The sequence below is a fragment of the Methylobacterium oxalidis genome (assembly GCF_007992195.1).
In the GTDB taxonomy this organism is placed as follows: Bacteria; Pseudomonadota; Alphaproteobacteria; order Rhizobiales; family Beijerinckiaceae; genus Methylobacterium; species Methylobacterium oxalidis.
In genome coordinates this window covers 76,414-86,186 of record NZ_BJZU01000052.1, presented here as the reverse complement: position 1 = coordinate 86,186, position 9,773 = coordinate 76,414, and the positions used below count along the sequence as shown (strand labels likewise).

The 9,773-nt window shown below is 62.3% G+C and carries 17 protein-coding genes; 3 read left to right on the top strand and 14 right to left on the bottom strand.

Annotated elements, in window-relative coordinates; all coding sequences use genetic code 11:
* Positions 1-399: 399 nt before the first annotated feature.
* From MOX02_RS14175 to MOX02_RS14145, 8 genes are all read right to left on the bottom strand, one after another.
* On the bottom strand, positions 400-867 hold the full coding sequence (locus MOX02_RS14175; RefSeq protein WP_147026433.1) for a hypothetical protein: 468 nt from the start codon (positions 865-867) through the stop codon (positions 400-402).
* 198 nt (positions 868-1,065) lie between these two features.
* On the bottom strand, positions 1,066-1,356 hold the full coding sequence (locus MOX02_RS14170; protein WP_147026432.1) for a hypothetical protein: 291 nt from the start codon (positions 1,354-1,356) through the stop codon (positions 1,066-1,068).
* 274 nt (positions 1,357-1,630) lie between these two features.
* On the bottom strand, positions 1,631-1,945 hold the full coding sequence (locus tag MOX02_RS14165; RefSeq protein WP_147026431.1) for a hypothetical protein: 315 nt from the start codon (positions 1,943-1,945) through the stop codon (positions 1,631-1,633).
* 359 nt (positions 1,946-2,304) lie between these two features.
* Positions 2,305-2,754: a Ros/MucR family transcriptional regulator gene (locus MOX02_RS14160; RefSeq protein WP_147026442.1), complete on the bottom strand. Its 450-nt coding sequence runs from the start codon at positions 2,752-2,754 to the stop codon at positions 2,305-2,307.
* Positions 2,755-3,002: 248 nt separating this feature from the next.
* Positions 3,003-3,257 (bottom strand): hypothetical protein, encoded by a 255-nt coding sequence (locus MOX02_RS14155; RefSeq protein WP_147026430.1) that lies wholly within the window; start codon positions 3,255-3,257, stop codon positions 3,003-3,005.
* Positions 3,254-3,430, bottom strand: a complete 177-nt coding sequence (locus tag MOX02_RS31245; protein ID WP_170267873.1) for a hypothetical protein — start codon at positions 3,428-3,430, stop codon at positions 3,254-3,256. Before MOX02_RS31245 ends, MOX02_RS14155 begins: the two co-directional genes overlap by 4 nt.
* Positions 3,431-3,480: 50 nt before the next feature.
* Positions 3,481-4,089 (bottom strand): hypothetical protein, encoded by a 609-nt coding sequence (locus MOX02_RS14150; protein ID WP_147026429.1) that lies wholly within the window; start codon positions 4,087-4,089, stop codon positions 3,481-3,483.
* A complete protein-coding gene (locus MOX02_RS14145; RefSeq protein ID WP_147026428.1) occupies positions 4,086-4,499 on the bottom strand; it encodes a DUF5681 domain-containing protein in 414 nt (137 codons plus the stop codon). The genes MOX02_RS14150 and MOX02_RS14145 overlap by 4 nt, the downstream gene beginning before the upstream one ends.
* Before the next feature lie 227 nt (positions 4,500-4,726).
* Here MOX02_RS14145 and MOX02_RS14140 point away from each other — a divergent pair, with 227 nt between their 5' ends.
* The 3 genes from MOX02_RS14140 to MOX02_RS14130 all read left to right on the top strand — a co-directional run bounded on the left by MOX02_RS14140 (position 4,727) and on the right by MOX02_RS14130 (position 5,737).
* Positions 4,727-5,017, top strand: a complete 291-nt coding sequence (locus MOX02_RS14140) for a hypothetical protein (protein WP_147026427.1) — start codon at positions 4,727-4,729, stop codon at positions 5,015-5,017.
* Between the two features lie 96 nt (positions 5,018-5,113).
* Positions 5,114-5,356 carry a DUF6522 family protein gene (locus tag MOX02_RS14135; RefSeq protein WP_147026426.1) on the top strand — a complete coding sequence of 81 codons (243 nt, stop codon included), beginning with the start codon at positions 5,114-5,116 and terminating at the stop codon, positions 5,354-5,356.
* A gap of 156 nt (positions 5,357-5,512) precedes the next feature.
* A complete protein-coding gene (locus MOX02_RS14130; RefSeq protein WP_147026425.1) occupies positions 5,513-5,737 on the top strand; it encodes a hypothetical protein in 225 nt (74 codons plus the stop codon).
* A gap of 669 nt (positions 5,738-6,406) precedes the next feature.
* Here the strand turns inward: MOX02_RS14130 and MOX02_RS14125 are convergent.
* From MOX02_RS14125 to MOX02_RS14105, 6 genes are all read right to left on the bottom strand, one after another.
* Complete coding sequence (locus MOX02_RS14125) at positions 6,407-7,714, bottom strand: ATP-binding protein (RefSeq protein ID WP_238178838.1); 1,308 nt, start codon at positions 7,712-7,714, stop codon at positions 6,407-6,409.
* 38 nt (positions 7,715-7,752) lie between these two features.
* On the bottom strand, positions 7,753-8,043 hold the full coding sequence (locus MOX02_RS14120) for a hypothetical protein (protein WP_147026423.1): 291 nt from the start codon (positions 8,041-8,043) through the stop codon (positions 7,753-7,755).
* On the bottom strand, positions 8,040-8,273 hold the full coding sequence (locus MOX02_RS14115) for a transcriptional coactivator p15/PC4 family protein (RefSeq protein WP_147026422.1): 234 nt from the start codon (positions 8,271-8,273) through the stop codon (positions 8,040-8,042). Before MOX02_RS14115 ends, MOX02_RS14120 begins: the two co-directional genes overlap by 4 nt.
* Positions 8,270-8,392 (bottom strand): hypothetical protein, encoded by a 123-nt coding sequence (locus MOX02_RS32670; protein ID WP_280525318.1) that lies wholly within the window; start codon positions 8,390-8,392, stop codon positions 8,270-8,272. Before MOX02_RS32670 ends, MOX02_RS14115 begins: the two co-directional genes overlap by 4 nt.
* Positions 8,393-8,522: 130 nt before the next feature.
* Positions 8,523-8,738 (bottom strand): helix-turn-helix domain-containing protein, encoded by a 216-nt coding sequence (locus tag MOX02_RS14110; RefSeq protein WP_147026421.1) that lies wholly within the window; start codon positions 8,736-8,738, stop codon positions 8,523-8,525.
* Between the two features lie 135 nt (positions 8,739-8,873).
* Entirely contained in the window at positions 8,874-9,689 is an 816-nt protein-coding gene (locus MOX02_RS14105; protein WP_147026420.1) for a hypothetical protein, read from the bottom strand.
* Positions 9,690-9,773 lie beyond the last annotated feature (84 nt).

The following is a 9,773-nucleotide window of genomic DNA, read 5'->3' as shown; positions in this document are numbered from 1 at the left end:
AACTGGGCATTATGGAGCCACTGGCCGGCGCAGATCGCCCCAGGGCTCAAGCGCAGTTGGAGGTGTTGCAGCCCTTCTTGCTCTTGCTCTGGCTGTAAGCAGGCTGCGCCGAGATCATAGAGACCACGCCGGATCCGTTGAGAGCGAAGGCCAGCAGCGCTGACCGCCGCGCTGCTTGTTAGGTTTTGTTTGGGGTAGCGGGCGTGTGTGAGGCGGTATGGGAAGCCTTTTCGCGCCTACTCGCGCGCCACTCTGCTGCACGGAGCCCGAGCCAAATCGGCAAGGCAACTGCGAGCACGCCGACGATGACAAGGAAGGCGAGGGCAGCGCCGAACCCGTAGATGATGCTGATCTCTGTGCCCATGCTGATACCCTTCATCGCGCGAGAGACGGCGCAAGCTATCGACCACCTTCCCGTTGAGAACCGGCCTCCACATGCTGCACGACGACCAGTCCGCACTGACCGATCAGCACCGGCTCGGGCAGGGCGGTAAAACATGCGACGCGCAGGTTTCGCTCTTCGTCTTTGATAAGTTTAGTGCCATCCTGCTCTTCCGTCTTGAACCGATCCAGGATTTCGAGCCCCAGCATATGCACCATGCGATCAGGCAGAGATGATTTGTCCACGGCGATGGACATGACGGTGCAAGTCAGTGCTGGTGCGGTGTTGTCGAAGGAGATCAACGCTACCTGGTAGGGCACACCGCCGAGCCAAAGTCCCCAAGCGATGAGCGTCGTGCCCTGATCTTCCTCCTTCCGATAGGGGAAAGGCCCAGGCAGTTCCTGCCATCCATTGTCGGCCGCGACCGTCCGAACTTGCTGAAGCGAGTGTCTGTGCTGGAAGCAGGTCCGATCGAACAGCCGCACGAAGCGGTCGGTTGCCTCCTTGAGATCGACTTCGCTCGGACGGGGTATCTCGCTTCTCTGCGCAGAGGCACAGCAAGTGGCGGCCAACAGGAGGCTCACAGCGATCGAAGAAGTTCGAGATGCCCTCCTCATTGTGCATCGCACTCTGCTGTCACTCTTAACCCCCTGACATCAGGCACTAGGCGGCGTCCGATCAAGCTACTCGTGCTCGTGGCCGGTGTAGACGATCAGCCAGAACACGAAGCCTCCGACCAGCCCCATCCCACCGATCGTGCCGAAGAACTGGAGCGCGTCCATCAGGGAGAAGGTCGCTCCGAGCGCGGCCATCACGAAGCCGCCCGCCCCGAGCAGGACGCTGAGAGCGAGCGCGACGGCCGAGCCCGTGAGGCTGACCCGGATCAGCGTGGGGCGCACGACGCCGTTCAGGGCGATGAACGTGAGCAGCCCGAAGATGTAGGCATCGATGTAGCCGGCGATCGAGAACGCCATCAGCCAGCTTCCGAAGTGATTGGTGTTGCCGTGAGAGAGCACGGCGGCCCCGGCAGTGGCTCCTGCGAGGGGAGCCAGGAGGAAGCCCAGAGCCACCCGCCAGTTCCGCGGCTTAGGCCAAGGCTCGGGCATAGTGCGTCTCGAAGCACCTGGGGGCGGTCTCACTCACGTTCAATCCCCTCTCCGTAAGCCCGGATAGCCGATCGGACGAGCCCACGGAATTCGCATTATCTGCCTGTGTCCCTTTGTTATGGAGCCGTTCCGTTCAAGGCTCTCAGAACAAGCTCGCAAGCCATTCCGCGCGGTACAGGCCAAGCACCAGGACGACGAGGACAGCACCAAGACCACTCCACATGCCAGGAGTGATGAGCGGCGCGACGAGCGCGGCTGCAAAGACCCACATCATGACAAGGGTCGATCGGAGATAGGTCTCTTTGCTCGCATACTCCCAGCGGTCCGCCGCTGGTCCCTCCGCGCCCCACGGGTAGCAACTCTGTGCGTGGTCAGCGGCCGGCAGCCCGCATGAGCTTCCTCCCAGAGCGTGGAGGTACTCCCAGGTGACACCAGCCAACAGGATGGCGAGGAGCACCTGGACGCATGTCTCGGCTCGGCTGGGCTTCCGCAGCATGGATGGTGTCGAACAGCAGGAGAGGGATCAGCCCTTCATACCATGGACCTGAGGCACCCTCCGCGTTCCAATAGGGCTTGCTCCAGCGGAACGTTCCAAAGCCATTTCGAGAGAGTGGCTCCAGGCTTCTGGAACGCGCGGCCGGCGAACGTCTGAGACCTGAGTGGAACGGCTCAGTGCACCTGCCCGTCCCGCGGCGTGTAGCGCGCCGCCCATTCCTCGACGGTAAGTGGCGGCTGCATTAGCCAGAGCACCTTGCCCTTCACAGATGCTCGTCCGCCCGGTACCCACTGGTGCCAGTTCGTCAGAGTAGCATGGGATCACTCCGCGACAGTGGCCTCCTGTGCTTTGCGGCGGCCTCTGGTGGCCTTCGGAGCGGTTGTGCCAGCCTCCTCTCCCTTCTGGCGCTGCCGGCCCAGCCCAAGGCTCTTGGCGAGTTCTGCGCGTTGTGCCGAGTAGCTGGCTGCCGTGGACGGGTAGTCCCTCGGCAGGCTGTAGCGGGCCTTATACTCCTCGAAGGAGAGACCGTGCCTCGTCAGATGGCGCCTGAGCGTCTTGTAGGGCTTACCATCAACGAAGCTGATCAGGGCATCAGGCGTGATCGACTTCTTGATCTCTGAAGGGGTTGGCTTCTCAATCGGCTCCGCAGCCGGGCCAGCAGGTTGGTTCATCCGTCCAAGTGCCCCGTGTACGGAGGCAATCAGGCCCGGAAGCTCAACCGGTGGAACGGAGTTGTTGGACACATAGGCTGACACGATCTCGGCCACCATATCGGCATAGATCGTTCTCGATGAAGCAATCTCGTCCACTCGCCCACTCCATCAATTGTTAGTCGTGGCGTAACGTTCTGGGATGCGCCAGCACAAGTGAGTTACAGGCGAACAATCTGCGCTCATGGGTATAGTTCACTTGGCTCACTGGCAAAATTGACTACCGTCCCAAGTCGAACCGAATTGGTCTCTCGTAAACTGCCGTGTGAGGCTGCCCTCGCTGTCACGGCGTCGCTGCAGATCGCGGTTCAATGAACGGGCTCTCCGCGATACTTGGTGGTCTCTGCAACCCATTCCTCGACTGTCAGCTTCGGCGCCGGAATGACGATGCAGCCCCATTGCAGCTTGGCTCGACCATCCGCGACCCACTGACGCCAGTTACGTTTCGCGTCCGCCTCTTCCTCATCGGTGAGGGGCACGAAGGAGACGAGCCCTTTGGGCGCGCCGACGTGGCGTGCGGCCTCAATCTTCTCCAGGCGCTTCGACAGGTTCGCGATGGTCATGCGTTCGGCCTCCGGTAGGCGGGTGGATCGACAATGCGCCAGGCGATGACGAACTGACCGGGCCGGTACTGGCCGGCAGCCTCAAGCGCCGCGAGCTGCTGGGCTTGATCCTCGTCGCTGTGCGTGACGATCCGGACAGCGGGTCCGAAGCCGAGATGCCCGAACTCGTTCACTAGCCTGCACCGCTCCTCGATCCTACGCAGGCGGGTCTCAAGGCTCCGGCTCATACGAACAGACCCTCCCCAGGCAGGTAGCGGGCGAGCCATGCGGCCTGCCGGGTGGCGTGCGCCTTGTGGGCGCCCATCGGCGTCGTCTTGTCGGACAGGCACGTCGGACAGGCGCAGGGGCGGTGCAAGCCGTTGCTCTGGCGCTCGGGCCAGTGGATCTCCGGTTCTGGGTTTTCCTCGCGGCAGAGAAAGCGCAGATCCTGATCCAGGTTGCGGCTCTCGCGGCGAAGGGACCGGATATAGAAATCCGTCTCGTCCAAGCCGGACACGTTCTCGCCGGCCTTGATGGCGGTAGCGCGCTCTCGGTCAACGGCCTCGGCCCGGAATGCGGCGGCCAGCAAGGCAAGCTCTCGGTCGCTGATCTTCGGCTCGCGGCCGCGGCCTCCGTTGAACAGCACACGGCGGGAGGCGGGCAGCGGCTCGGGATCGGGCCAGAGGAGGGCCACGGCGCTCTCGCCCTGCCGGATCATGCCGGCGCGCTGGCGGAGCGCGATCTCGCCCTCGGCCGCCTCGAGCGTGCGGCCCCAGGCGATGAAGATGGATGTCCCCGGCGGGCGCTTGGCCTCCACCTTCTCAAGGCGACGGGACAGGCTTGTGATCGTCATTGCTGGTTCGCCTCGATCCTGAGAAGCCGTTGGTGAAGGTCGGCGGCCTCGATGGCCCGCACATGGGCGTCCACGGCCTTGCCGATGTCGGATGCCTCGGCCGGCGTGAGATCCCCGGAGGCCACCGCCTGCAGTAGCGCGTTCGTTGCTTTCGGAAGGTCTGCCGTGGTCTCAATGGGCGGCAGTTGGAAGGTGACGGGCCGATCACGTCGAATTGGCGCGATCCGATCCAACACGAGACGCGCGGCGGTCATGTCGCCGCTCTTCGCGGCATTGAGCACCGAGGTCGTGATCGCTTCGATGTCGTCGCTCATCAGCTTCTCGGCCAGCACTGTATAGCGGTGGCGAGAGCCTACGGGCCGCCCTGCCGGGTTGCCACTCTGGCCCTTCTGGAACGTGCCGGGCTTCATCGGGCGCTTCCTCCTGAAATTAGTGGTCAAGAACAGGCGTCAGCGTCGATGCGCAGCGCGCCACAAGTGCCTCTCGACAGCTCAGCCGGCAGCCTGCCACTCGAACGTATGTGACCCGACTGACACAGTGATTGTCCGAAACGCCTGTGTGTTCCTCGCGGTACAGCCTCAAACCGCAGCGTCAAACTATGATGAGCATGAAGATTTGAAGCGATGCGAGTGCTAGGATGACGTGCCTGACACAGGAAGATTTTGCGCAAGTGCTTCAGGCGGCTTGGATCTACGCTCAGGAAGAGTGTGAGCGCACGGGCACTATCCTCGAATTGCGTTTTACCACGTTGGGACTGACTGTGTTCAATGCCGACGCGCTTTGCACGCGAAACGCTACGGTGTCGTGGGCCGAGCTGGCCCGTTCCGAGGATATTGCTCGGCTTTTTGCCAAGGTGATCCGGCGGGTTGCAGAGCAGCCGAGCCTGACTTCTGCGCTTTTTGCGGAAAAGGAAAAGCTGGCCGCCTGATTTGTTCGCCCTATATGGGCCGCACAGCACTCTAGGAGCCGCCGCTTTACGGCCCGCCGGCCCCTCTCTGCTGCTGCGCTGGCAGGAGACTGCCCTATGCGGTTTGATCTCGACCCAAATGGATCTTGGCTGGTCGATCCTCGCGACCTCGCTACCCGGCTGGGCGTCTCTGTGAGCTACCTCAAGCGTCAGATGTCGCTGGGGCTCGTTTCCAGCCGCGTCGACCCAGGCCGTGACGACGATGAGGGCAGGTCGCGTGTCACGATACGGGCCGTCGCTGCGGCATGGGAAGGCATCTTCGATTGTGACGGCGCATTGCTCAGCGAGCGCAGGATCTGATCCACGCAGCCGGTCTAGACCCTCTTGCGGTTGACTGCTGGGCCATAGCACTTCCTCGAACCGCAGAGCCTTCTCGGCCGTTGGCTTAAGCGCAACACGCGCGGGGCCGAACCGGGCCGAGTGAACCAAATGGCCGGGCGGCCGAGTAGCACGCCCATGGCCACGGAAGCTGAAAGAGCCGATTTCGCCCAACTCGCACTGGATGCTTTCATCCACGCTGAAGGCGCGGATCGCAGATGGACCGGCGGAGAGCCTGCCTGCGATATCGTCGACCTGATGACCGATCTGCTGCTGCTCGCGAAGCGGCGGGGCTACGACCCCTGCACAGTGATCGGCAAGGTCGAGCGGCATCTGAAGGCCGAGACCGGGGAGATCTGCTGAGGCCGCTGACCCTTGCCGTGGGCTGCCGGCCTTGGCGAAGTCCACTGCGGGACCGCGCAGGTTGCCTCGACGGCTTGGTGCGGATGATGGGTGCCAAACTGCACGCCGGCTCGGCAGATGCCACCCCACATCATCAACATGCAAGAACCCTCGGCCAACCGCCTTCTGTCGGGGACCGTACTTAGAAGATCGGATACCGCGATGTTCACACGCATCGTTTCCGCTGTTGCCGCTGCCATAGTGACCCTTGGCGTCTTCGGCGCTTTGACGGCGTCGGCTTTCGCTTAGGGCTCTATCGCGCTCAATGACCGTGAGAGCTGGCAACCTGCTGACGGGGTGAGCAACTGAACGGAGGGGCCGGCTTCTGACTGAGGCTGGCCCTTCTTGCTGTCGTGAGATCGGGCACTCCGATCTTGCAGGCTCGCAAGCCGAGCAGCCGATAGCTGCACGCCAGGTCAGCCGCTTGGCGGGTTCGAGGTTCGGGGGCCACGTTCCGAGGGCTTCGGCCATGGGGATCATCGATAGGACCTCGGCTTGTCGGACAAACCGGACAAACCGGACATTGTCCGCCTATGTCCGGCGCGTCCGATCGGACCGGACAAACCGGACGGACAGGACACGAACACTAGAGAGTGTCCTGTCCGTCCGGCTGTCCGTTCGAACCCAAAATCAGGCTGCATCGGGGGCCACCATCCAGAGATGATCCACTCCACCGATTTCGCGGGAGGCAACCAAGGATCGATCTAACGCCGTCTTCATCGTGCGGATGAAAGCCTTGCGCTTGGCCTCAGCCCTCTTCTCCGAGGTCTCGCCATTGGCTGGATAGAGGGCGCAAAACTCGGCTCGCAATTCAGGTTCAGACACCGCCCTAACCTCAGGCCCCTCACCTCCATAAGGCCGTAGGTGCTTCCCATGCTCTGCGATGGTGTTCTCCATCGCTGTGCGAAACACCCGCAGAGACGTGGGCCATTTCTCCTTCACCGCCGCCGCGACTGTCTCGCCAAGCGAGTAGTGCCAGTTGACGACGCAGGTGGTGATCGGCTCGCGGGCGAAGGTCTCGCCAACTTGCACCACGTCGAGGCTGTAGGCGGTCTCCATGCCGACCTTGCCGCCGCGCAGTTTGCGTAGGGCCATGCGGGTGTTGCTGACGTTGCCGGCCTCATCGCGGGTGGCGAGGAAGGCCAACACCACGTCGGCGGCGCTCTCCTTCGCGGACGAGCCGCGGGTGCCGGTCTCGGACGCCTTGCCGAAGTGATCCACGCCCAAGACGAACGCCCCGGTCGCGCGCGCGAGGGCCTGCATGGCGTCCATCACCTTCTGGCTCTCGGCCGCGCTATTTTCGTCGTTGAAGCCGGCGCCTGCTGCGACGGTGTCGATGATGACGAGCGCCAGCGGGAGCCCGAACACATCGCGCAGGTGTTCTTGGGCGAGCGTCGCGGTTTCAATGAGCTGTTCGGCCGCGTTTCGATCCACGAGCCTGGGGCATTCCTCCGCCCATGCGAACGGCAGCCGTTCGACGCGGGCAGCGGCATCCTCGTCAATGCTGCCGTCCTCGACTGCCTGCCTCAGCTTGCACTCGGTGAGGCCGCGAAGGCGGATCGGAATTTCAAATGCGCCCTCGGGTGCGATGAATAGGACGCCGCCGATCCGCTCCGTCCTTCGATTGGCGAACGGCAAGCCAGTCATCACGCAGGCAGACAGATCCAGCGCGCCGAAAGTCTTCCCGGCTCCCCATTGGCCCGCCATGAGGCCCTTTCCCTCCTCAGGGATCAGGTCTCTCACTAGCCACGCGCGATCAGCGTTTGGATCAGCATCGCCATGCCAGCGCAGGACGGCGGACGCAGGCTTGGCGGCCTTCTGGCCGAACGGCGGAAACCTGCTTTCGTCGTCCTCAACGGAGACGAAGGGCCGTCGCTCGAAGGGGTGCACGTTGGCGGGGTCGGTGCCGGGATGGTGCTCGGCGTCGATGCCGTCCAACTCCGAAAGATGTCCGCTGAAGCGGCCTGTCTCTGCTCTCATGCGGGCACCTTCTCGGAGTTGCGTGCCTGCTGGCGCTCTCGCTCTCGGATAGTCTCGGCTTTGATCTGCACGAGGAGGCCGAGGGCAGTGTCGACCTCAGCAGCGAGACACCTCATGGAGCGCGTCAGGCCGAAGTCGTCGCCCAAGTCCAAGCTGTTGAAGGCGATGGTCGCGCGGGTACCGATCTGCCAGAGGAGATCGGCAAGGCACTCACGCGTCATCTCGGGGGAGCCGTGGGGGGTGTCCTCCACGGCCTGAAAGCGGCTGCTGGTGAGAGGGGCGTTCATCGGCCACTCCCGTCGCGCTCGATGGCCTGCAATCCCGCGATCAGCTCGCGGAGCCGATGGCGGGCGATGCAGACGCCCTGCTTGGTCGGCAGAGGCTCGCCGCAGGAACGGGCGCGCGGCGAGAACAGCCGCACGTCCACCATTTGGGTGCCCTGGTACTCGGCAAGGCGAATGCGGATCTCGCCGCTGTTGCCCTTGCGGAGGGTGGCGAAGGTTCGGGGCTGGCTCATCGGGTGGCGCCCTCCCCGTAGGCGAGGCCTGCAAGCAGGCGAGCGCGGTCGGCGCTGATGCCGAGGCGGTAGACGAGCCAGCGGATGCGGCGTTCGGTGATGATGTCGAGATCAGGCATTTGGCACCTTCTGGTGAGGTGCCGACCGAAAAGCGGTGGCGCGCAACGCGCGGATACTGTAGAGAGGGCGCTGTCCAGACGCACACCTAAACATCCGCCGCCGGTTCCCGCTTGGGGCCGGCGGTTTCGTTTAGGCGGCAACCTTCTGACGCTGCGGTAGGGCGGCGAGCCACGCCGCGAGATCGTCACGCAGGATCAGGGTGCGGCGGCCCGCTTTGCGTGCCTTCAGGCGACCGGCATTGATCTCCTCAAAGACTGTCGAGCGACCAATGCCGGCGGCACGAGCTGCTTCCACAATGCCGAGAGCAAGAGGTGCTTCGGGCTCAGAGACGTTGGGCTGAGGCACTGCGTTTCTCCGTAGAGCCCAGCAAGTGTGCTGGGGTTCGGAGGAGCATCCCTATAAGCGTGTTGCTGCGCTACTAGGCTTTCTGAACGCATGGACGATGCATTCGAGCCATTTCTGAACGCATCGTCTATGCGTTCAGCTTGTCTGAGCCTGCTGCAATCTAATCAGGTCACCAACTTTCTTGACAAGAGTGCCCTCGGTGTATGCATTAAGGCTGGCGGATCGCATTTTCTCATTGACCTCGCCGAGGATGCAGGCCGCTGTCCCGCTAGCATTTCGACGGTAGAGCGGCTTGTCCTGCCAAAGGCGCATGGCGCATTCCGCCACAATAGATAGCCGCAAATCTTTCTTTGCTGTGCGTGCGGATCCTGATTTGCGAAGATTTGAGCGAGCGTTGGTAGATTGGACAGCAGCTAAGTGCTCGCCCTCAATCTCCGATTGCCATTCGTGCCAAGCCTCGCTGAAAGAAAATATTGAGGAAAGCTGCTTCTCATTTTCAGCAGCCAGTCTGCTAATTCCCTCGGAAAGCCAGATGAAACGAGCAGCTAAAGCTTCTTGAGAGACTGATCCATATTTTTGGACAATTTGAGATTGCCAGAGCAGCAGCGAGAATTCTTCAGGGCTAAGTGACATTCCCTCAAGAGGCTCAGTCCCAAGCAAAGACGATGCCTCTGAATAACCCATCTCACCCTTTGCTCGTAAAAATCTGTCTGCCGCCTCGAAAAGCTTCAAGTATTTATCGACTGGTTCCTTGCCATCGAGCGACGATTGTGCAGCGGTAAGATGAACATTGATCTTGCCTGACGCGTCATAAAAAACTCTCGACAGATTTGATCGAAGCCCGCGGACCTCCGCAACTCTCCTCTCGGTTCCAAAACTATACTCAAAAGTCTGTTCGGCACGTTCATAAGCGCCAGATTTTTGAGACAGATCGCCTTTCTTTTCGCTCACCGACTTCGCCCCTCCGCATGGGACTTCCGCAATGAGGATGGCGCGGCAGGCCCAGTGCGGTCCGGGCTCTTCGGCGGCCAAACC

Excerpts from the sequence above, each read along its gene's own strand:
- MOX02_RS14170 (WP_147026432.1), bottom strand. The coding sequence starts at position 1,356 with ATGGCGTTCTCGATCGCCGGCTACATCGATGCCTACATCTTCGGGCTG.
- MOX02_RS14160 (WP_147026442.1), bottom strand. The coding sequence starts at position 2,754 with ATGGTGGCCGAGATCGTGTCAGCCTATGTGTCCAACAACTCCGTTCCA.
- MOX02_RS14155 (WP_147026430.1), bottom strand. The coding sequence starts at position 3,257 with ATGACCATCGCGAACCTGTCGAAGCGCCTGGAGAAGATTGAGGCCGCA.
- MOX02_RS14150 (WP_147026429.1), bottom strand. The coding sequence starts at position 4,089 with ATGACGATCACAAGCCTGTCCCGTCGCCTTGAGAAGGTGGAGGCCAAG.
- MOX02_RS14145 (WP_147026428.1), bottom strand. The coding sequence starts at position 4,499 with ATGAAGCCCGGCACGTTCCAGAAGGGCCAGAGTGGCAACCCGGCAGGG.
- MOX02_RS14140 (WP_147026427.1), top strand. The coding sequence starts at position 4,727 with ATGACGTGCCTGACACAGGAAGATTTTGCGCAAGTGCTTCAGGCGGCT.
- MOX02_RS14135 (WP_147026426.1), top strand. The coding sequence starts at position 5,114 with ATGCGGTTTGATCTCGACCCAAATGGATCTTGGCTGGTCGATCCTCGC.
- MOX02_RS14130 (WP_147026425.1), top strand. The coding sequence starts at position 5,513 with ATGGCCACGGAAGCTGAAAGAGCCGATTTCGCCCAACTCGCACTGGAT.
- MOX02_RS14120 (WP_147026423.1), bottom strand. The coding sequence starts at position 8,043 with ATGAACGCCCCTCTCACCAGCAGCCGCTTTCAGGCCGTGGAGGACACC.
- MOX02_RS14115 (WP_147026422.1), bottom strand. The coding sequence starts at position 8,273 with ATGAGCCAGCCCCGAACCTTCGCCACCCTCCGCAAGGGCAACAGCGGC.
- MOX02_RS32670 (WP_280525318.1), bottom strand. The coding sequence starts at position 8,392 with ATGCCTGATCTCGACATCATCACCGAACGCCGCATCCGCTGGCTCGTC.